Origin of the sequence: Cobetia sp. 5-11-6-3 (assembly GCF_013374055.1) — a bacterium.
Classification (GTDB): Bacteria; Pseudomonadota; Gammaproteobacteria; order Pseudomonadales; family Halomonadaceae; genus Cobetia; species Cobetia marina.
The window spans coordinates 467,292-484,221 of sequence record NZ_BLWJ01000001.1 but is presented as its reverse complement, the minus strand read 5'-3'; the positions used below and the strand labels follow the sequence as shown (position 1 = coordinate 484,221).

Annotated in this window: 19 protein-coding genes; 16 read left to right on the top strand and 3 right to left on the bottom strand. The window is 61.2% G+C overall.

Features of this window, described 5'->3' with window-relative positions; translation table 11 throughout:
• Window positions 1-74: 74 nt before the first annotated feature.
• Window positions 75-1,094, bottom strand: coding sequence for a LysR family transcriptional regulator (locus tag HXS66_RS01965; protein WP_176502747.1), 1,020 nt, complete (start codon window positions 1,092-1,094; stop codon window positions 75-77).
• A gap of 132 nt (window positions 1,095-1,226) precedes the next feature.
• Between HXS66_RS01965 and HXS66_RS01960 the strand changes: the two genes are divergently transcribed.
• From HXS66_RS01960 to HXS66_RS01930, 7 genes are all read left to right on the top strand, one after another.
• The gene (locus tag HXS66_RS01960) at window positions 1,227-2,459 is read left to right on the top strand and encodes a multidrug effflux MFS transporter (RefSeq protein WP_176502746.1); all 1,233 of its coding nucleotides are present in this window, start codon (window positions 1,227-1,229) and stop codon (window positions 2,457-2,459) included.
• Window positions 2,460-2,548: 89 nt separating this feature from the next.
• On the top strand, window positions 2,549-3,460 hold the full coding sequence (yegS, locus tag HXS66_RS01955) for a lipid kinase YegS (RefSeq protein WP_077372280.1): 912 nt from the start codon (window positions 2,549-2,551) through the stop codon (window positions 3,458-3,460).
• Window positions 3,461-3,632: 172 nt separating this feature from the next.
• Window positions 3,633-4,502: a DUF2971 domain-containing protein gene (locus tag HXS66_RS01950; protein ID WP_176502745.1), complete on the top strand. Its 870-nt coding sequence runs from the start codon at window positions 3,633-3,635 to the stop codon at window positions 4,500-4,502.
• Window positions 4,503-4,615: 113 nt separating this feature from the next.
• On the top strand, window positions 4,616-5,053 hold the full coding sequence (locus HXS66_RS01945) for an NfeD family protein (protein ID WP_176502744.1): 438 nt from the start codon (window positions 4,616-4,618) through the stop codon (window positions 5,051-5,053).
• Between the two features lie 103 nt (window positions 5,054-5,156).
• Window positions 5,157-6,182 carry an SPFH domain-containing protein gene (locus HXS66_RS01940; protein WP_077372286.1) on the top strand — a complete coding sequence of 342 codons (1,026 nt, stop codon included), beginning with the start codon at window positions 5,157-5,159 and terminating at the stop codon, window positions 6,180-6,182.
• 118 nt (window positions 6,183-6,300) lie between these two features.
• Window positions 6,301-6,759, top strand: coding sequence for a nucleoside deaminase (locus HXS66_RS01935; protein WP_077372290.1), 459 nt, complete (start codon window positions 6,301-6,303; stop codon window positions 6,757-6,759).
• Window positions 6,760-6,971: 212 nt separating this feature from the next.
• Window positions 6,972-7,520: a hypothetical protein gene (locus tag HXS66_RS01930; RefSeq protein ID WP_176502743.1), complete on the top strand. Its 549-nt coding sequence runs from the start codon at window positions 6,972-6,974 to the stop codon at window positions 7,518-7,520.
• Window positions 7,521-7,748: 228 nt separating this feature from the next.
• On the opposite strand, the gene HXS66_RS01925 is transcribed toward HXS66_RS01930, so the two are convergent.
• Window positions 7,749-7,952 carry a cold-shock protein gene (locus HXS66_RS01925; protein ID WP_043335501.1) on the bottom strand — a complete coding sequence of 68 codons (204 nt, stop codon included), beginning with the start codon at window positions 7,950-7,952 and terminating at the stop codon, window positions 7,749-7,751.
• 248 nt (window positions 7,953-8,200) lie between these two features.
• On the opposite strand from HXS66_RS01925, the gene HXS66_RS01920 reads away from it, so the two are divergent.
• From HXS66_RS01920 to HXS66_RS01885, 8 genes are all read left to right on the top strand, one after another.
• On the top strand, window positions 8,201-9,040 hold the full coding sequence (locus HXS66_RS01920; protein WP_176502742.1) for an isopenicillin N synthase family oxygenase: 840 nt from the start codon (window positions 8,201-8,203) through the stop codon (window positions 9,038-9,040).
• Between the two features lie 169 nt (window positions 9,041-9,209).
• Window positions 9,210-9,614, top strand: coding sequence for a TM2 domain-containing protein (locus HXS66_RS01915; protein ID WP_077372295.1), 405 nt, complete (start codon window positions 9,210-9,212; stop codon window positions 9,612-9,614).
• Window positions 9,615-9,723: 109 nt separating this feature from the next.
• Window positions 9,724-10,149: a hypothetical protein gene (locus HXS66_RS01910; protein WP_176502741.1), complete on the top strand. Its 426-nt coding sequence runs from the start codon at window positions 9,724-9,726 to the stop codon at window positions 10,147-10,149.
• On the top strand, window positions 10,146-10,862 hold the full coding sequence (locus HXS66_RS01905; RefSeq protein ID WP_240499571.1) for a divalent cation transporter: 717 nt from the start codon (window positions 10,146-10,148) through the stop codon (window positions 10,860-10,862). The genes HXS66_RS01910 and HXS66_RS01905 overlap by 4 nt, the downstream gene beginning before the upstream one ends.
• Before the next feature lie 97 nt (window positions 10,863-10,959).
• Window positions 10,960-11,544, top strand: a complete 585-nt coding sequence (locus HXS66_RS01900) for an exopolysaccharide biosynthesis protein (protein ID WP_084209094.1) — start codon at window positions 10,960-10,962, stop codon at window positions 11,542-11,544.
• Between the two features lie 233 nt (window positions 11,545-11,777).
• Window positions 11,778-12,422 (top strand): LysE family translocator, encoded by a 645-nt coding sequence (locus tag HXS66_RS01895; protein ID WP_077372304.1) that lies wholly within the window; start codon window positions 11,778-11,780, stop codon window positions 12,420-12,422.
• Between the two features lie 96 nt (window positions 12,423-12,518).
• Window positions 12,519-13,055, top strand: a complete 537-nt coding sequence (locus HXS66_RS01890; RefSeq protein ID WP_077372307.1) for a hypothetical protein — start codon at window positions 12,519-12,521, stop codon at window positions 13,053-13,055.
• A gap of 154 nt (window positions 13,056-13,209) precedes the next feature.
• A complete protein-coding gene (locus tag HXS66_RS01885) occupies window positions 13,210-14,157 on the top strand; it encodes a hypothetical protein (RefSeq protein WP_176502740.1) in 948 nt (315 codons plus the stop codon).
• Between the two features lie 110 nt (window positions 14,158-14,267).
• On the opposite strand, the gene HXS66_RS01880 is transcribed toward HXS66_RS01885, so the two are convergent.
• Window positions 14,268-16,262 carry a transglycosylase SLT domain-containing protein gene (locus HXS66_RS01880; protein ID WP_255303051.1) on the bottom strand — a complete coding sequence of 665 codons (1,995 nt, stop codon included), beginning with the start codon at window positions 16,260-16,262 and terminating at the stop codon, window positions 14,268-14,270.
• 221 nt (window positions 16,263-16,483) lie between these two features.
• On the opposite strand from HXS66_RS01880, the gene HXS66_RS01875 reads away from it, so the two are divergent.
• Window positions 16,484-16,822: a YkvA family protein gene (locus HXS66_RS01875; protein WP_240704169.1), complete on the top strand. Its 339-nt coding sequence runs from the start codon at window positions 16,484-16,486 to the stop codon at window positions 16,820-16,822.
• Window positions 16,823-16,930: the final 108 nt, after the last annotated feature.

The window sequence follows — 16,930 nt, the reverse complement described above, 5'->3', positions numbered from 1 at the left end:
TGCGATCAGTGCTCTTGATCAGCACCCTCGGTCAGCGCTCGCAAAAGCGGTGGGTTGCAGAGTGTGCGGCCATTCTAGTGTTCGTCAGCGGCTGCGTCTGCCCCATGGGCGTTGCGAATGTGGGTCATCAGCGATTGACGCAGCCAGCGATGGCCCGGGTCCTGCTCGTGGCTGGCATGCCAGATGAGGCGATAACTCAGGGCCGGCAGTTTCAGCGGCAGTTCGCGAATGACCAGTCCGTGTTGCTGGCGGCTGGCCTGGGCGAAGCTTCTGGGTGCGCAGAAGATGAGCTCACTGTGGGCCACGATGCTCAAGGCATCCCGGAAGTCCGGCACCAGTACCTTGATGCGACGCGGAGCACCATGCCGTTCGAGCCGCTCATCCAGCGACCAGCGAGAGCGGCCCTCGCAGGTGGCCTGGACATGATCGAGCGTGGCGAACTCCTCGAGAGTCAGCGGCACCGAACGCTCGAGCAGTGGATGGCCGTCGCGCAGTAACATCACGTGATCATCGCGCCACAGGGTGTGCGAGTGGAAGCCTCTCGGTAGCGCCGGGGGCTCGCTCGGCGTGTCGGTCGGATGGTCGTGTGCCCCGAGGCCGATATCCAGCAGGCCTCTTTCCATCAGATTGAGACAGTCGGCCTGCCAGCGACTGATCTCGAGACTGCCGAGCGGGAGGGCCTGGGTGAGGGCGCGGGTACAGGAGGGCATCAGCGTCGCCCAGGCGCTCTCCAGCACGGCCAGCTGGAAGCGTCGGCGACTGGTGGCGGGCGTGAAGGTCGGCGGTGCGCTGAGATGCTCGAGACGCGAGAGCAGCTCGGCAAGCTCACCCCTGAGCCCGAGCGCACGTGGCGTGGGCCGCAGGCCATGACGCTCTCGAATGAAGAGGGGGTCATCGAACATCGCTCTCAGGCGAGCCAGGCTCTTGCTGACGGCCGACTGGGAAAGGTGCAGACGGCCCGCGGCCCGCGTGACGCTGCATTCTTCCAGAAGCACCTGCAACACCTGCAGGAGATTGAGGTCCAGGCGCGGATTGAGGGGGCCGGGTGACCGGATGCCAGCATTGGAGGGAGCATGGCGGGAAGTCGAGCTCATGAATTTCGCCAGTGGAATATCAGGGCTGAAATAATATCATTTTGCAGCATAAGTCACAGGCGCTAGTCTCTGCAGCTTCCGACTCGCTCGCCATTCGCCGCTGAGCTGCCTTCCGACTCCATGAGAGACTCCATGTCCGCGTCTTCCTCCGCTACCGCACGGCCCCTGCCGAGTGCCCGACAATTGTTGCTGCTATTGGTCGGCTGCGTGATGTTCTCGCCGCTGGCGATCGATATCTATCTCCCATCGCTGCCGGCGATGGCGCGCGAGTTTGCGCAGCCCACCGACGTGATGCAGATGACGGTGACCCTGTTTCTCGGTGCGGTGGGGGTCGGCCAGATTCTGGTCGGGCCGCTGACGGACCTCTATGGCCGTCGTCCCGCCTTGCTGGGCGGTGCGCTGGTCTATCTGGCAGGTGCCGTGGTCGCGACGCTGGCCCAGGACATCGGCATGTTGTATGTCGGGCGCATCCTGCAGGGGTTGGGGGCCTGTGCCACCGTCACGGTGGCCTTCGCGGCGGTGCGTGACTGCTATACGCCGGAGCAGGGTGCCAGGATGTACAGCTACCTCAACGGCGCGTTGTGCATCATTCCGGCGTTGGCGCCGGTTCTGGGCGGCCTGCTGGCGGTGCAGTTCGGGTGGCGTTCCAACTTCTTGTTCATGGGATTCTTCGCGCTATGCGTCGGGTCAGCCGCCTGGCGGCTGTTCGCCGAGACGCGCCCCGCCAACACGGTGGTGGAGCGTCCGCTCTACAATTGGGCGCGGTATCGTCCGGTGCTGACCAGCTGGCGCTTCCTGTATCAGGCGCTGGTGGCCATGTCGGCGATGAGTGCGATCCTGCTGTATGTCTCCTCCTCTTCCGAGTTGCTGGTGGAAACGCTGGGCCATTCCGAGCTTGCCTTCAGCGCGATGTTTGGGGGCAACGCCGTGATCAATATCCTGACGTTCTTCTTCGCACCGCGCGTGATCACCCGGCTGGGACGCCAGCCGACGGTTCGGCTGGGACTGGCGATCATCCTGGTCTCCGGGCTGATGCAAGGGGCCGCCATGGCCTGGCTGCCGTTGTCGGCGGCAGCCTTCATGGTGCCGGTGGGAGTGCTGTCAGTCGGTTTCTCGCTGGCCCTGGGCGCCGCTTCCAGTCTGGCGCTGGAAGCCTTCGGTGAGCGTGCTGGTACGGCGGCGGCGCTGTTGGGCAGTATTCAGCTTGGGGGCTCGGCCATCGTGGCCACCGCGCTGCTCAGTACCCCGCTGGCGCCGCAACAGGGATTGCTCCTGATCAGCGTGGTGATGATTCTTCCCTTGCTGTTGCTGGGCGCGCGTCGTCAGCCGGGGCTTGGCGTCGATGAGACACCTCAGGGCAGCTAACCGATGTGGGCTCGCGTGGGTGGTTCATTCCTGAGGCCTGACGGGAGTATGCTTGTCGCTCGATCCGCATGTCGCCAAGGAGACACCACATGGAATCAGCGGCGCGTGTGCGCGTGATACTCAACGGTGAGAAGGCACAGCAGCCTGAGCTGCGTGATGCCTTGTTCGCCCAGCGTGAGCGCACCCAGGGGTTGGAGATACGTCTGACCTTCGAAGCACAGGATGTCGCGAGGTTGGTGGATGAAGCGATCGCGGAAGGCGTCACACGCCTGATTGCCGGGGGCGGGGATGGCACGCTCAACCTGCTGGCCAATGCGCTGATGACGCATCCACGGGCTCAACGTCCGGAACTGGCCATTCTTCCGCTGGGGACGGCCAATGACCTGGCGACCTCGCTCGGGATACCGCCCGGTATCTCCGAGGCTCTGGCACTGGCCTGTGAAGGGCAATCACGAGCGGTGGATCTGGTGCAGCTCGATGATGCCTACTTCCTCAATGTCGCCTCGGCCGGTTTCGGAGCGGAGGTGACCCGCTCGACCCCGGCCGGACTCAAGAAGCTGTTCGGGGGTGGGGCCTATTCGCTGATGGGCGTGCTCAAGGCGTGGGATTTCCGTCCCTATCGAGGACGTCTCACGCTCGATGGGGTCGAGGAAGAGCTTGCGCTGTTCGTGCTGGCCATCGGCAATGGTCGGCAGGCCGGTGGCGGGCAGGAGCTGGCGCCACGGGCCTTGCTCGATGATGCCGGTTTCGATGTGCTGGTGATTCGTGATTTCCCCATCGCGCGCATCGGTGAGGTGGTGGAAGAGTTGGAATCCCTGCCTGAGAACGGTCATTTCGTGCGTTATGTGCGTACCGATACGCTGCGCTATCGAGGGGAGCCGCTGCCGGTCAATCTGGACGGCGAGAGTCATCTGATCGAGGACAGCGAGTTCAGTATCGCGCCACAGGCTCTGCAACTGGTGGTGCCAGCGGATACCGAGCTGTTGCAGGCGAAGCGCTAGCGCTCCTCTCATCATCGATGCCAGTCTGGTACACGAGCGCAGTCTGAGGTTTACTCGGGCTGCGCTCGTGGCGTTGATGGGTAGAAAGTTTGGGTTGTCAGCAATAATGTTTACAGTGACTTATGATAAATATCTATGCGATGAGAGTTATGGTTTTTAATAAGGATGTTAAATGGAAAGCTCGAAGCTAGGTCTTTTGAAATTCTGTGGTCCTACAGAAAACTCTATTTCAAATCTTGAGAAAGGAGTGATTTTTTGTCAGCATTATTCTGCTTACAATGATCCTTTTGAGTTTTGGCATCATATCTACACCAATGTTCCAGATCGTTGGAAAGAGCCGAAAAGGTATGCAGCTGCTCTTGACGCTTGGGGCGTGTTAGATAGCCCGCCTGAAGATGAAGTTGTGTTCAAATATTTTGATGGTTGTGTAAGTTACGACCCTGGTTTCCAGGATATGTGCGATAAGACCCGTATATCCTGCTTTGGTTCAGAGCGTGATAGTATGCTTATGTGGTCACATTATGCTGATGGGCTTAGAGGGTTTTGTGTAGTATTCGATGAAGATGTTTTGTTGGAATCTGAGCTAGAACCTTATCTATTAAATGTTGATTATCAGGACTATCCTCCGGTTATCGATTGTTTTGTGTATGTAATAGCACGTGATCAATATGAATATCATTGTATGGCTATAGAGGAAGCTAGTGCTCTGGCTGATCAGAAATATTGGATTCCACTTTACAAGAAAGCTAAACTTGAAGCTTTTGATAGTATGGCAAAAACATGGCAACAAGTATTTGCCACAAAACCACTTGCTTGGAAGTATGAGCGTGAGCGGCGACTTTTAGTGATGAGTGAAGAAGAAAATGTTTCGCCATCTCTTCTACAATATTCACCTAAGGCGGTTAGAGAGATTATTTTGGGCGAGCGGATGGAGTATGGTGTAAGGCAGCGTATTAATTCTATATTAAGGGAAAGTTATCCTCATGTTCCAGTTAGAACTGCACGAAGAGTTCAAGGTGTGTATTCTATAAATATTGATTGATGGAGTGTTGATTCTTGGAGTAAGAGAATTACGGTTGTCGTACTGTAGAGTTTGATGCAACTTGGTAGGTTAAATTGCTTGGCATTTCATGCCAGTGTTCAGGGAGTGATTGCATGATCGGTTTGGCAGCGTGGCATCTCTGGGTCATTCTCGGGTTGATTCTGGCGGGGCTTGAGTTGCTGGGAGCGCAATTCGTGCTGCTGGCGTTGGGGGTCAGTGCGCTGAGTGGCGCTCTGGCATCCGTTCTCGGGGCGGGGCTCAACGTCCAGCTGATCAGCGTGGCCATCACGGCGCTGGTGGTCGTGCCGTTGTTCGTCCGCAAGATCCATCCCTATCTGTTGCCCAAGACGCCCTACGGTACCCTGGGCAGTGGCGCGGAGACCGGCCAGCTGGCCAAGGTGATCATCGGCAACGGCGGCAAACTTGCCGTGCGCGTGTCAGGCAATGAGTATCCGCTACGCTGGGAGGGGGAGACGAAGCCGGCAGCGGGGGACACGGTCAGGATCCTCAGCGTCGAAGGCATCACGCTCTGCGTGGAGCGCGTCGAGTAATCTGTCTCAAGGTCCGTCTCGCCGTCCTGGCGGTCGGACAAGTGGTGATATCACCATTCATTCGGGCGGCAGGAAGCTGCCCAGTTCAAGGGAGTTGAGCAACATGATCATCAGTCCGGGTCTCATCATCATTCTCTTCATCGTGGCGCTTGTCGTCATTCTGCTGGCCAAGGGATTGATGATCGTCCAGCAGTCCGAAGCCGTCGTGATCGAACGGCTCGGCAGCTACAGCCGTACTCTGGAATCCGGTATCAATCTGGTCGTGCCTTTCATCGACAAGCCGCGCTCGATTACCATTCGCCGCTATCGCCAGATCAAGGGCGACAACCTGCCGCTGGTGGTCGAGGAGACGCGCATCGACCGTCGTGAGACGGTGATGGACTTTCCGGGACAAAGCGTGGTGACGACGGACAACGTGACGGTGACCGTCAATGGCGCCCTCTATTTCCAGATCGTCGACCCCAAGCGTGCGGTCTATGAAGTGGAGAACTTCACCCAGGCCATCGAGGTGCTCGCCAAGACCAGCCTGCGTTCCGAGATCGGACGAATGGAGCTCGACAAGCTGTTCGAGAGTCGCAAGGAAGTGAATGATGCCTTGCAGGTCACCATGGATGAGGTCGGTGACAAGTGGGGCGTCAAGGTCACCCGAGTCGAGATCCAGGACATCAGCATGCCCGATGAAGTCGAGGATGCGATGCGTCTGCAGATGGCGGCCGAGCGCCGGCGTCGTGCCACCGTCACCGAGGCCAATGGTCAGCGCGAGGCGGCCATTGCCACGGCGGAAGGTGAGAAGCAGTCCGCGGTGTTGCGCGCCGAGGGTGACAAGCAGGCCTCCATCCTGCGTGCCGAGGGTGAGCGCCAGGCCATCTACCAGCTGCGTGATGCCATCGGGGCGGAAGATCCGCAGCTGGTGGTGGGCTACATGCTGGGACAGAAATACCTGCAGATGCTGCCGGACATGGCCCGTGACGGTGATCGAGTCTTCATCCCCTATGAAGCCTCGGCGCTGCTCGGTGCGATGGGCAGCTTCCGCGAGCTTGCCAATGAAGTCGGTGAGCCCACCAATGCGGGCAATGAAGGGCTGAGACGAGCCCGTCAGATGATGACAGGGGAAGCGGGACTCGGGTGATGCTCGCCGTTCACGCCAGGTTCGCTCACAGGGGCGTACCTGCAGGGTGGCCTCCCCATGTCGTCATCGCCGATGTTTCATGACTGAACCCCCTTACTGAATATTCAGGAGCAAGACCATGTCAGCGCAGACTCAGGATCACGAAGGTTTCCTGCAAGCGGCCATCGAGGAGGCCGAGAAGGGCCATGCCGCAGGTGGCGTACCGATCGGCTCGGTACTGGTCCACGATGGCAAGATCATCGGGCGTGGCCACAACCAGCGTCAGCAGAAGGGCAGCACGGTACTGCACGGTGAGATGGATGCGCTGGAGAATGCCGGACGTCTGCCGGCGAAGGTCTATCGCGAGTGCGTGCTCTACACTACCTTGTCACCGTGCCCGATGTGCAGTGGCGCCATCCAGCTCTACGGGATTCCCCATGTCGTCGTGGGTGAGAACAGGACCTTCATGGGCGCGGAAGACCATCTGCGCGCTCAAGGCGTCAAGGTGGACGTCGTGGACAATGCGCGTTGTCGGGAGCTGATGGAGACATTCATCCGCGAACAGCCGGAAGTATGGAACGAAGATATCGGAGAGTGATCAGAGAGTCGTCAGAGAAAAGAAATGGTGTTCGTTAACATTTTCATGCTACTGAAAGGGCGATTTGCTTGAAAAGCTGCCAAGCGAGCACCATGTTGAAGTCATCCAAGCGTTTGAACACGCTTTCGCTTGCATGAATACTCGACCTTTGTTGCAATGCTTTGCGCAGGAAACAAGGGGCTGATGACTCCCCACCTATCAAGGAGAAGACGATGAAGCTCAAGCAATGGATGATTCCCGCACTGGCCGCTGGCCTGTCCCTGGCCATCGCCGGTTGTGACAATGGCGATACCGACAAGGCCGCCCAGCAAGCCGAGACGTCTGCAGAGCAAAGCGCAGAGCAGGCTGAGCAGAGTGCCGATCAGGCTGCTGAAGCCGCTGCTGCCGAGATGGACCAGGCTGCAGATGACGCTGCTGCTGAAATGGACGACGCGGCTGACAAGGCTGACAACATGGCCGATGACGCAGCGCAGTCCGCTGACGCCATGGGTGACGAAGCTGCCGCCGAGAGCGATGATGCCCTCGATGCGACCAAGAACGCCGCAAGCGAGACTTACGAGTCCGCCAAGCAGGGTGTGAACGATGCCGCTGACGCCACCGCCGATGCTGCCAAGAACGCCTACGACTCCACCAAGGAGCAGGCTGCTGAACTGACCAACTCCGCTGAACAGCAGGGTGATGACGCTGCGGCAGAAGCCAACGCCGAGATCAATGAAGCTCAGAAGGCGGCCAACGAATCCGTTGATGACGCTCAGCAGTGATCGTTTGAGGCAATGCCATCACTCACGTGAGTGAATGTCCTGCCTGCAACGCCGCGGCCCCGTGCTGCGGCGTTTTGCGTCTTGCTCTCATGCCGTCCTGAAGCGATGTAGTGCCATCGCTCTGGCGGAGGCAGCGGACACAGAAACGCCCGCCAATAGGCGGGCGTTTCTGTGTCTTGCCATCATCAGGCCACCGGTGAGGGTGGACTGACCGGAGTGATCAGATGATCAGACCGGCTTGATGTTTGCGGCCTGAAGGCCTTTCTTGCCCTGGGTGACGTCGAAGGAAACCTTCTGGCCGTCCTGCAGGGACTTGAAGCCTTCTGCCTGAATTTCAGAGAAGTGCGCGAACAGGTCGTCGCCGCCGTCGTCCGGAGAAATGAAGCCGAAACCTTTGGTGTCGTTAAACCACTTGACTGTGCCAGTTGCCATGATTCTTTCCTTGCTTACGTGATGATGTTGGTGGTCTGCCCATCAGACCGGATTGCGTTGGTGCGGCTAGGGGGAATTCCACCAGAGAGACGCGTTACGTCCTGCGACGACATCCTTTCCTGCTTGACCTACGCCTGCAGTAGAAACTGCACATGTTCGCATCTTGACCGAATAGTCAGTCGTCGTATTGGCGACGTCTGCCTGCTCAAGTAGGATGCGTACACAGAGCCAACATAGATGGAAATGCCATGAAGGTCCAGAACGTAGATTACCGCTCGGCCGATGCTGCCGAAAAATTTGTCGAATCCCTGCGCACGACAGGCTTCGGCGTGATTCGCAATCATCCGATTTCTCATGAATTGGTCGAGAAGATCTACGCTGAATGGGCGGAATTCTTCGCGAGTGCCGACAAGATGGAGTGGCGCTACGACCCGAAGACCCAGGATGGTCTCTTCCCGGCGGATGTCTCCGAGACCGCCAAGGGGCATACGGCGCGGGACCTCAAGGAGTACTACCACATCTATCCGTGGGGAAAGATTCCGGACAGCCTGCGCGAGAATGCCATGGAGTACTACCGTCAGGCAGAAGCCTTCGCCGCGGAGCTCCTGAGCTGGGTGGAAGCGCATTCGCCCGCTGAAGTGGCCGAGCTCTATCGTGAGCCGCTCTCCAACATGATCAAGGACAGTGGGCAGACGCTCTTGCGCGTCCTGCACTATCCGCCGATGACCGGTTCGGAAGAGCCGGGTGCCGTGCGTGCCGCTGCCCATGAGGACATCAACCTGCTGACCGTGCTGCCTGCCGCCAATGAGCCGGGGCTGCAGGTGATGGATGTCGATGGTGAATGGATGGACGTGCCCTGTGATCCGGGTCAGCTGGTCATCAATGTCGGCGACATGCTCCAGGAAGCCAGTGGCGGCTATTTCCCGTCCACCACGCATCGCGTGATCAATCCGACGGGGGAAGGGTGCAGTCAGTCGCGTCTGTCCCTGCCGCTGTTCCTGCATCCGCGTCCACAAGTGGTGCTGTCTGACAAGCACACCGCGGATTCCTATCTCAAGGAACGTCTGCGCGAACTGGGCGTGATCTAGGCCTCGGTGACGACACGACAGGCTTCAACGCCACCCGCGCGGCTGCGTGGGTGGCGTTGTCGCGTCTGGACAGGGCTTGCGGGCACGAGAGGCTTGATTCCCGCCCGCCAAGACCGCATTGACTGTATTCGCAATCATGATCTGCCGTTTCACGGCTAAGGCTTTACAGATGACCGCATCGCCCGTCGTACAGGACACGCACTCCAAGACCATGGGCTACCTGCTGTGGATCTTCGGTTTCCTCGGCGCCCATCGTTTCTACTATGGCAAACCGGTCACCGGCACCATCTGGCTGTTCACCTTCGGCCTGCTGGGGATCGGCTGGCTGATCGACCTGTTCCTGATTCCCGCCATGGACCGCGAGGCGGATTTCCGCTTTCGTGAAGGGCCAATCAACTACTCGCTGAGCTGGATTCTGCTCACCTTCCTGGGCGTATTCGGCGTCCATCGCATGTACATGGGCAAGTGGCTGACCGGGCTGATCTATCTGTGTACCGGTGGGCTGTTCTTCATCGGCGTGCTCTATGATTTCTGGACGCTCAACGAGCAGATCTCCCAGGAACAGGCCCGCTGATCCACCTTCGGCAAGCGTCAGTGCCGCATCGGTCCCGGGAGGTGGCTCCGGGACTGTCCGGACGCCGCCGACCTTCAGTGCAGGCGGCCTCAATCACAAGGATGTTCACATGATCTGGCTCAAGGCTTTCGTGGCGGCTTTTCTGGCGACCCTGATCTTCCATCAGGGGCTGTTCGGGCTCTTCTATCTGGCCGATATCCTGCCCAAGGCGCCCTACAACATGACCCCTGCCGGGCCGCTGGGCGTTCCGTCAGTGCTCTCGTTGGCCTTCTGGGGCGGGCTATGGGGACTGCCGCTATGGGCGCTGGTACGCCGCAGCACCGGCATGAGCCACTGGCTGATCAGTCTGGCATTCGGTGCCGTCGGTCCGACGGCAGTGGCCATGCTGGTCGTCTTCCCGCTCAAGGGCATCGCCGTGGTGCCGATGATGATCATCGGCGGGCTGATTCTCAATGGTGCCTGGGGGCTCGGTACCAGCCTGCTGATGCGCGTGCTGGATGAACGTCCGGCCCCTGGTGGCCGCCCGGCAGCATGATGGCAGACCTCCCCTGGGAAATGTTGGCGATGGCCTGGGCGGCCGGGTTGTGCATCCCGCTGGGTGGGGTGATCGCGCAACTGGAGCGTAGCCACGAAACCCACGTCAAGCGCAGCTGGTTGGCTGGCATCACGGCGCTGGGGGGAGGCATCCTGCTGGCAGCGGTCGCGTTGGTGCTGGTGCCTCGCGCCATGGAATCCCTGTCCGTCCTGCCTCTGCTCGGGCTGTTTCTGCTCGGGGCGCTCGTCTTCATGCAGCTGGATCGCTGGCTGGCCCGCAGCGGCGACGCCAGGGGACAGCTGCTGGCGATGTTGATGGACTTCATCCCCGAGGCGATCGCTCTCGGGGCCCTGGCATCCGCCTCACCTGCGGCGGCCATGCTGATGGCGCTGTTCATCGCCGTGCAGAACCTGCCAGAAGGTTTCAATGCCTATCGGGAGCTGGAAGGCGCTGGCCTCACCGCGCGACAGGGACTGGGCGCCTTCCTGCTGCTGTCATTGCTCGGTCCGCTGGCGGCCTTCTCCGGCCATCTGTGGCTGGCGGATGCCCCCCGGCTGCTGGGCGGGCTGATGGCCTTCGCGGCGGGAGGCATCCTGTATCTGATCTTTCAGGACATCGCCCCCCAGGCGCGAGTGGTGCATCACTGGTCTCCACCGCTGGGGGCCACGCTGGGATTCATGATCGGCATGCTCGGTGAACGTCTGGTCGGCTGATGGCAGGCGATCCGCTTGCCGACAGCAGGACTGACCGACATCGGTATTGCCATGTGTCTGCTCTTTCTTCCCTGTCACGTCTCACCACGGATATCTCATGAGCGAACACGCCAAGGACAGCGGTCTCACCGCATTGCTGGAAGAGCTGGACCGCGAGATAGAAGGCGACATCTCGCTGGGTGCCATACTGGAACATTTCAATTCACGCGGCTTCGGCCCCTTGCTGGTGTTGCCGGCGCTGCTGGTTCTGCTGCCGACCGGGGCCATTCCGGGCGTGCCGACTACCTGTGCGCTGTTCATCGGGCTGATCGCCTTCCAGCTGTTGCTGGGCCATCGCACTCCCTGGTTGCCCAGACGGCTGGCCAGCTTCAGTTTCGAGCATGAGCGCCTCACCCATGGCGTGCAGCGAGCGCGTCCCTGGACACGGCGCATCGACCGATTGCTCAAGCCGCGGCTCGGTTTCATGACACGTGGCATCGCCTATCGTCTGATCGCTGCACTGGCCATTCTGCTGGCGGCCACCATGGTGCCGCTGGAGCTGGTGCCGTTTGCCTCGGCACTGCCCGCCGCGACGCTGTTGCTGCTCGGGCTGGGGCTGATCGGTGAGGATGGCGTCGTCATTCTGCTGGCATTGGCGGTGCTGCTTGCCGATGTGGTGGCGGGATTGTGGCTGGTCGGTTGAAGGCGCTGCCCCTGCGGCGCCTCGGCGCCCGGGGCGGCTCCCCCGAAGGCATGAGTGATTCTCAGTGGAAGGGATCACGCCGAGGTGGGGGCGAGGGCGGCAGTTGAGCGACGAGGATGGGCTGGCGGTCTGAAGGTTGTCAGCGATGACTTTTCAGGCTCGCATCCCTCGCTTAGACTGGACATCCGTTCATGCCGCAGGGCGTGGAGAAGTCCGTCACAAGGATATGCGGCATGTTTGACTTCATTCAGTTCGATACCGCGTTCTGGTCATTCGTGGTGGCCATCACGCTGCTCACCGTGACCCCCGGAGTGGACACCCTGCTGGTGATTCGCAACACCCTGCGTGGCGGCCTGCGCGACGGGGTGCTCACCAGTGTTGCCATCTGTGCCGGACTCTTCGTGCATGCCCTGGTGTCGTCGGCGGGGATCTCGCTGATTCTTCTGCAATCCGCCTGGGCCTTCTCGGCACTCAAGCTGGTCGGTGCTGCCTATCTCGTATGGCTGGGGATCAAGAGTCTGCTCAGTGCGCGCCGCACTCGCGGGCTGGATATCCAGGCCGATGTCGCGCGTCAGCGAGTCTCTCTCTGGCAACCGTTGCGCGAAGGCTTCCTCTCCAACGTGCTCAACCCCAAGACCGTCGTCTTCTACATGGCGTTCCTGCCGCAGTTCATCGCACCGACCGACCCGGCCATTCTCAAGTCGCTGTGGCTGGCAGGTGTCCACTTCGTGATCGCCAACCTGTGGCAGATCGGTGTGGCGGTGATGGTGGGCGGTGCCGGGCGCTGGCTGGCTCGACCCCGTGTCGCCAGCTGGATGGAAGGCATCACCGGCACCGTGATGGTGGCACTCGGCGCGCGCCTGGCCCTGAGCCGCTGACGGCGGCGTCTGACATCTGCACGCGGCCCTTTGCGGGCACGAGAGCACTCACTGCGACGGAGAAGCCGGGGATGAACGCCTTATCCCTCACGCCACATGGATCCTGCTACGCTGACCCTTGCCTCCTTCCTCAAGATCGTGACCCATCTTGAGTCTCGTGATATCAGCGATGTCTACGATTCGCGTGTCCAGCAGGTACAGGTGCTCTATCACGGCTACACCGTCGACTTCCGTCATCAGTTGTGGCGTATCCAGGAGGAGTCGGTGTGTGCCCGGCTGAGCAAGACCGGCAGCGCGGCGGAGCAACGTGATTGCTCACGCATGGCCAGCCGTCTGTTCGTCGAGACCTGTCACGCCCTGCAGCAGAGGGGGCGTGCTGCCCATCTCGACACTCGCACCATGTATTGCAAGGCGGCCGCCACCTACAAGCCCCTGCGCGACCCCTATGCCGGGATGACACCTGCCCAGCGTGAGGCGCGCAAGGCGCTGGAAGCTGCCCAGAAACGTGCGGAACGCGCCTGCAATCGTTATGTGCTGGATGCGCTGTCGAGCAACTCACTTGAGGTGCTGCGTCTGCGTCAGCGCTACTGTCGTGAAAGTGAGCGTCTGTCCTCGCGACTCAAGGGCCCTTGAGTCCGGGCGCTCACCGCTGTCGCGTGGCCGGCCGAGTGTGGAAAGGCCGCGTGAGTGGATGAGGTATGCTGTCGTGAAGATCACGATGGTTCGTGTCGTCATTACATCAAGACCGGCCGCACGTCAGGCTGGCAGAAGCAGGGAATGCTAACCAATGAGTCCTTCCTACACCTTGCGTCGCCGGCTGGCCGGGGCGGGTATCGTCGTCTTGCTGCTCGTGGGGCTGGCGGCCTGGCTGTTTGCCTTCGAAGAGGGACGCTGGGTGGGCCGTGTCACGTCCCGGCCTGAGACCTTGAACCTGGAAGCCGTCGAACAGGGCAATCTACCGGTCAATCAGTTCGTGTCGCTACGCGATCACTGGGCGGTCTATCGCGAACATGCCGAGACCTTTCGTCTGGATGCGGCTGCCGAAGGTGGGCAGCGTATCGAGACGCTCTATTACCCGGTGATCTCGGACATGAACCCCTATCTGCTGGAGCTGGCAGGATTGTCACGCGCCTTCGGTGGCATCGATGGCATTCCCTCGGACGAGTGGCCGCGCATCGAGCGCATGGGCGTGCTGGTGCGTACCGATTCCGTCCATAGTCTGAAGAACGTCCCGCCGCTCATCGAGTTCCCGGATGGCCTGTTCGGTACCGTGCTGCATGCCGAGACCGACCTGCCCGGCGATGAGCGCGCCCTGTTGAGTGAACGCTGGCCGGACATCGACCTGTCGCGGGTGATCATCATCAATGCGGGCCATCGTCCCGGCAATGTCTGGAGCATGATCGCCTACGGGCTGCTGGGGAGCGTCAGCTGGGCAGGGGGGCTGATACTGGCCTGGCGCCTGTGGCGCCGCCCTCGCGTCAGCCATTCGGCTCGTCACTCGGATGGGGCTCGCCAGACACCCCATGAGACCTCGCCCTCGACATTTCCCGCGAATCCCTCTCTCGCCCGCAAGGACGAGAACTGGAAGGGCAGTCAGCGCGACAGCGGTGATGGGCGTCCGCTGAGCTATGCCGAGGCGCTGAATCGCTACGCTCCCCAGCATGAGGAAGCTCCCCGACAGGGTGACGGCCAGACGCCACCGCTATCGGGAATCCATGCCCGACGCGATGATTGAGCCGTAGCGGAGACGCACGACGACAACGCCAGCCCTGAGGCTGGCGTTGTCGTGTGTGACGTCACGATTGGTCTGTCAGCGCGTGCGCTGGACGTTCGGCATGACTCTCTTCAGCGGCGGTCCACCAGCGCGGTGGTGTAGGGCTGATTGACCTCGCGCTCACTGACCACTCTGACGCCGTCGCTCGTGCCCTTGGCCAGCGACTCGAAGATGACGCGATACGCCAGTACTGCCTTGACGTACTCACGGGTTTCCTTGAAGGGAATGCGCTCGACGAAGCGGTCATATTCGCGCGGGGTATCGGCCAGCCAGCGATCCACGCGGCCCGGGCCTGCGTTGTAGGCCGCCGCTGCCGCAAGGCGATTGCCGGAGTAGCGGTCCAGCATCTCGCGGATATAGGTGCTGCCGAGGCGGATGTTGGTGTCCGGGTCACCGAGCGCGGCATGGCTGGGCGTGGCCAGCCCCAGGTCACGACTGACCTTGGCCGCCGTGCCCGGCATCAGCTGCATCAGCCCACGGGCACCCACGGGCGAGGTGGCGGTAGGATTGAAGGCGCTCTCGCGACGCGCCAGTGCCATCAGCATCCAGGGGTCCACGCCGGCGTTGGCCCCATAGCGCTGGAAGTCCTGCTGCCAGGCGGGCGGGAAGCGCCAGGACAGGCCATCCCACAGCTTGCCGCGAATGGTCGCGAACACGGTCAGGTCATACCACTGCTGCTTGAGGGCGTAAGCCGCCAGGCGACGCGCGCCGGCGTCATCGGCCTGGCTCACGGCATTGAACCATTCCGAACGCGCCAGACCGATCTCATCGATCTCCATCAGCGCCCTGACACGCCTGACGGCCGGGGTGCGGGCAATCTCTGCCAGTTGCGCATCATCGAAGGTCTGGTCATCGCGATTGAGCGAATAGGCCTTGCCGATCCGGTCCGAGGCGAGGAAACCATAGAAGTTGCGTTCGCCACTGGCGCGTGTCCAGGCGGCGCGTGCCTCATCCCGGCGTCCCAGGCTGTCATCCGCACGGCCCAGCCAGTACTGATAACGGGCTTCGCCACTGAAGCGTTCCGGCATCTTGAGGACCCATTCGCGTACCTCGCTCCAGGCGCCATCGCGAATGGCATTGCGCATGCGCAGGTCGAACAGCTCCTCATCATCGAGCATGGCCAGGCGCTCATCCACCCAGCCCTGGTTGTTGGGAATGTCACGTACCAGGGAATACCAGGCCAGATCACGCTCGACCTCATGACGCTGCTCATCGCTCAGCGGCATGTGCGGGCTGACCTTGCGCCAGGCCTCCAGGGCTGCCTCGGTATCCGCGCGCACGAATCCATGCATGGCAGCGACACTGAGCGCGGCAAAGGCATGACCACCGTGACCCAGATCGGTCGGAATCCGGGTAATGGCGGCAAAGTTGCCGTCCAGCTGCTCGCGTGCGGCGATAGCCTGCTGCCAGTTGCCCGACAGCTGGCGTTCCAGGTAGCTGACCATGCTGCCCTGACCGGCGGCCCAAGCGAGCATCATGCGTTCCCAGACGGCCTGATCATCGATCACGCCACGTTCGCGCAGCGTCGAGAACAGCGGGTCACAGGCGGAATCCTGCGAGCCCGAGACATGCCAGAGTTTCAGGCCGCCTTGCGAGGCGCTGGCGAAATCACTGTTCAGCTGTGCCGTGTAGTAATGGCATTGACGGCTGGCACCGGCAGGCACGCCATCGCTGACCTCGAGCAAAGCATCATGGCGTCCGGTGCGCCCGTAGGCCGAGATGGCCTGGCCGCGCATCCACTCCGCCAGGGGGGAATCGGCGTGACGCTCCATGAAGGACAGGACTTCCGCCGGCGTTGCGTAGGGCAGGCGTGCCTTGAGCTGGTGATATTCGATATAGCCTTCCAGCACATGGCCATTGACGGCGACCTGCTGGATATCCTGGAAGCGCTTGGCTCGGGCATCCTCCAGCGCAGCGCGGAAGCTCTGATCACTGGGAGTGGCCGCTTGCAGCGGCAGGCTGAGGCCCAGCAGCAGACCCAGGCTTGTCAAATGGCGCAACGATGTGAAGCGGCGCATGGCGCGGGCGCCGCGGCCCGGTGGGGAAACGAACTTGCCTAGTGTCACCTGGAGACTCCTGCGATGAACGAGGTGAAGAGGGCTGAGGCGTCGCCCGCATCTTGCGTAGACGCCCCAGTGCCCCGATGTCGTGTATCAGGGGTTGCAGAGATAGCACCCATTGAGGGCTATCGTGGCAGCCGATGACGAGGAATGACAGTGTCGATGGATGCTGACAGTCACAATACATGCAATACCTGCGATACAGGCAATGTACGAGGAGTGTTCCCATGGGCAAGGCAATGTGGTTGACCCGCCTGTTTGGTCGCCGACACGTATTGGGCAAGGCCGGAGCGGCATTGCGTACACTCGTTCCGCTGTGCCGTGACGTGATCAGTGGACGTTATCGCCCGGTGCCGTGGAAGGCGCTGGGACTGGCCGCAGGTGCGTTGCTCTATCTGGTCTCGCCGCTGGACCTGATCCCCGACATGCTGGTGGGGCTGGGGATTCTGGATGATCTGGTGATCGTGACCTGGTTGCTCGGCAAGCTCGATGATGCGCTGGCCGACTATCGCCTGTGGCGTGGCGAGGTCCCCGACTCCGAGCCTTCCGATCCCTCGGCGCCCTGACGGCGCTGGCTGACCATGCGATGCCAAGGCACTGCCCATTGGCCGCATGGCGGCGATGAGGATCACCTGTCATGCTCGTGAGGAATCATCAAACACCAGTTTGAACCG

What these genes read in the sequence shown, in the direction of transcription:
- yegS (WP_077372280.1), top strand. Translation starts at nt 2,549, where the DNA reads ATGGAATCAGCGGCGCGTGTGCGCGTGATACTCAACGGTGAGAAGGCA.
- HXS66_RS01945 (WP_176502744.1), top strand. Translation starts at nt 4,616, where the DNA reads ATGATCGGTTTGGCAGCGTGGCATCTCTGGGTCATTCTCGGGTTGATT.
- HXS66_RS01925 (WP_043335501.1), bottom strand. Translation starts at nt 7,952, where the DNA reads ATGGCAACTGGCACAGTCAAGTGGTTTAACGACACCAAAGGTTTCGGC.
- HXS66_RS01890 (WP_077372307.1), top strand. Translation starts at nt 12,519, where the DNA reads ATGGATCCTGCTACGCTGACCCTTGCCTCCTTCCTCAAGATCGTGACC.
- HXS66_RS01905 (WP_240499571.1), top strand. Translation starts at nt 10,146, where the DNA reads ATGATGGCAGACCTCCCCTGGGAAATGTTGGCGATGGCCTGGGCGGCC.
- HXS66_RS01910 (WP_176502741.1), top strand. Translation starts at nt 9,724, where the DNA reads ATGATCTGGCTCAAGGCTTTCGTGGCGGCTTTTCTGGCGACCCTGATC.
- HXS66_RS01875 (WP_240704169.1), top strand. Translation starts at nt 16,484, where the DNA reads ATGGGCAAGGCAATGTGGTTGACCCGCCTGTTTGGTCGCCGACACGTA.
- HXS66_RS01940 (WP_077372286.1), top strand. Translation starts at nt 5,157, where the DNA reads ATGATCATCAGTCCGGGTCTCATCATCATTCTCTTCATCGTGGCGCTT.
- HXS66_RS01895 (WP_077372304.1), top strand. Translation starts at nt 11,778, where the DNA reads ATGTTTGACTTCATTCAGTTCGATACCGCGTTCTGGTCATTCGTGGTG.
- HXS66_RS01960 (WP_176502746.1), top strand. Translation starts at nt 1,227, where the DNA reads ATGTCCGCGTCTTCCTCCGCTACCGCACGGCCCCTGCCGAGTGCCCGA.
- HXS66_RS01935 (WP_077372290.1), top strand. Translation starts at nt 6,301, where the DNA reads ATGTCAGCGCAGACTCAGGATCACGAAGGTTTCCTGCAAGCGGCCATC.
- HXS66_RS01965 (WP_176502747.1), bottom strand. Translation starts at nt 1,094, where the DNA reads ATGAGCTCGACTTCCCGCCATGCTCCCTCCAATGCTGGCATCCGGTCA.
- HXS66_RS01920 (WP_176502742.1), top strand. Translation starts at nt 8,201, where the DNA reads ATGAAGGTCCAGAACGTAGATTACCGCTCGGCCGATGCTGCCGAAAAA.
- HXS66_RS01950 (WP_176502745.1), top strand. Translation starts at nt 3,633, where the DNA reads ATGGAAAGCTCGAAGCTAGGTCTTTTGAAATTCTGTGGTCCTACAGAA.
- HXS66_RS01915 (WP_077372295.1), top strand. Translation starts at nt 9,210, where the DNA reads ATGACCGCATCGCCCGTCGTACAGGACACGCACTCCAAGACCATGGGC.
- HXS66_RS01930 (WP_176502743.1), top strand. Translation starts at nt 6,972, where the DNA reads ATGAAGCTCAAGCAATGGATGATTCCCGCACTGGCCGCTGGCCTGTCC.
- HXS66_RS01885 (WP_176502740.1), top strand. Translation starts at nt 13,210, where the DNA reads ATGAGTCCTTCCTACACCTTGCGTCGCCGGCTGGCCGGGGCGGGTATC.
- HXS66_RS01900 (WP_084209094.1), top strand. Translation starts at nt 10,960, where the DNA reads ATGAGCGAACACGCCAAGGACAGCGGTCTCACCGCATTGCTGGAAGAG.